Origin of the sequence: Aneurinibacillus terranovensis DSM 18919 (assembly GCF_000430625.1) — a bacterium.
GTDB classification, from domain to species: Bacteria; Bacillota; Bacilli; order Aneurinibacillales; family Aneurinibacillaceae; genus Aneurinibacillus_B; species Aneurinibacillus_B terranovensis.
The window spans coordinates 1-2240 of the sequence record NZ_AUMJ01000109.1 but is presented as its reverse complement, the minus strand read 5'-3'; the positions used below and the strand labels follow the sequence as shown (position 1 = coordinate 2240).

Genomic DNA, 2240 nt, shown 5'->3' with positions numbered 1-2240 from the left:
CTCGCGAGATAGAGCCATCCTTCATCCGTTGGAAGTAGAGTAAGAGATAAGGCGTAGTCGAGCTATTTCCTTACCTCTCCTCTCCGAACCGGACTTGCACCTCTCAGCGCATCCGGCTCTCCATTTAAGTGTTGCTCAAAGCAAAGGCGACTTCATCGTAATATGATTCAATAGTACGGTGTTTATCTGTACGCAAAATATACGGATTTTCAGCTGGATTCCGCCAAATGAAACGTCCTTTACGGCTGGTTATTAGCCTTCGGAGAGCCACTTCTCCATAGAAGCCTCTACTGTTCTGTCCCTGTAGTACCCAAGTTTTGGCCTTGCCCTTATTAGGGGAGCGGACATAGTCTCGCATCAGCAATCTGAAACCCCGTTTGTATTTTCGAGCCAGCCAGTACCCAAGCTTCCAGAATACCGTGCGATCTACTTTGCTGAATATAGTCGCTGTATGGTCAGTGTATTGGTAGAAGTTTGCCCAACCCGCAATTTGTCGGTTCAGGCTTTCGATTATGTCTACTGCGTTTGCACCGTAATTCCCTGACAGTTGCTTGACTACCTTCTCGGTAAAACGGCGATGTTTCTCCCACGGAATCGTTGTCACAGGTCGCATGCGTCCACGTGGTCCTCTCTTGCGAATGATGCGATGGCCAAGGAAAACAAAACCGTCATTCACATGTGTGATATGCGTCTTTTCCATATTCAGCGTGAGTTTCAGCTTATCTTCGAGAAATTCCCTACATGCTTCACGAACTTCTTCCGCATGCGCCTTGGTTCCTTTGACGACCACCACAAAATCGTCCGCATAGCGGCAATAAGAAATGGCTGGTTTCCATTTCCGATTTTCACGTATCGTGATAGGGCGCTGGTTCAGAATGCCAAAATTCCATGCCCAGCGATCTTTCCGTACCTTTTTGCTTAGATATTTCCTTTCCATCCACTGGTCAAATTCATGTAGCATAATGTTAGATAACAGCGGGGAAATGACCCCGCCCTGCGGAACACCCTCGCTTGAGGAACGAAATAATTTTCGGTCTACGCAGCCTGCCTTGATTATCTTCCAAAGCAAGGAAAGAAATCTCTGGTCGGAGATGCGTTTACGGACTGCCTTCATCAGCAGGCGATGATGTACGGTATCAAAGTAACTGGCAAGATCACCTTCAATGACCCAGCGGCCTGCAGTTGCGTTCGTTTGCTCATTTCCATCTTGCAGTTGCATTTTGACGGTTCGAATCGCGTGGTGGACGCTTCGCGCGGGTCTGAATCCATAGGAGACCGGATGAAAATCGCTTTCCCATATTGGTTCCATTGCCATCAGCATCGCCCGTTGCACGATACGATCTCTGAGGCAAGGAATTCCTAATGGTCTGAGTTTGCCGTTCGCTTTCGGGATGTACACACGGCGGGCGGGTAGAGGACTATACGAGCCAGTGAGCAATTCGTGGTGAATGGTCTCCAGTTCAAGATCAAGTCGTTCTTCCATCTTGCGTTTGTTGATGCCGTCTACGCCCGGTGTTCGGGCTCCGCTGGAAGCCAGTGTGATACGAGCCGCTTCGCTAAGCCAAGACCTGTCAGCAATAAGCCGTAAGAGCCTGTCGAACTTGTGTTCTTTATTTTCTGTTGACCATGTCGCCCGTTTGCTTTGCATTTCACTGATTATCAAAGGTCTTCACCTCACTACGGTCAGTTAATGAGCCAGGCAAACCACTTAAACTGCCTCCCTTCGCCATGTAACCGGCTTTCCCGGTCTCGGACTACTACGGAGGCTCCGCAAGCTTGCACATCATCGGGGACACACTCCCTTAGCATCTGTGCAAACCTTCCCCAGTTCACACGTTGGACTCTACACATGGGCGAGGTTGCCTGTCGCAGTCTTTATCCTTGCTTTCTGCAAGTCGTCGCGGACATCACGATCTAGCTGTGCACTCTTCGTGATTCCCTGTCGGTCAGCGTACATGTCCGATCAACATTCGTGATTCCGTCAATATGAGTAACGGATATCAGTCCACGACCTGCCTGTTAAGCGGTGTAGGCAGGGGTGACATTTCAACCCTCAGATGCGGTTTAACAGGTTCGTGTTCCTCAACCGTCCCATGCTCAGCCTAGAGACTCATCTTGGCGTAACCACTTCGCCGCAAGCCCCGTTTCCCACGGACTACGTCACCTTGCCAGTGTCGGCAAGTCACCGCCGTTTCGGCTCACTTCTTCTCACAGCAGAAGAAGGGCATGTCTGAAAAAAA

General features: G+C 49.9%; 1 protein-coding gene. It reads right to left on the bottom strand.

Features of this window, described 5'->3' with window-relative positions:
- Positions 1-124: 124 nt before the first annotated feature.
- Positions 125-1663 (bottom strand): group II intron reverse transcriptase/maturase, encoded by a 1539-nt coding sequence (gene ltrA, locus H525_RS0115375; RefSeq protein WP_027416904.1) that lies wholly within the window; start codon positions 1661-1663, stop codon positions 125-127.
- Between the last annotated feature and the right edge of the window lie 577 nt (positions 1664-2240).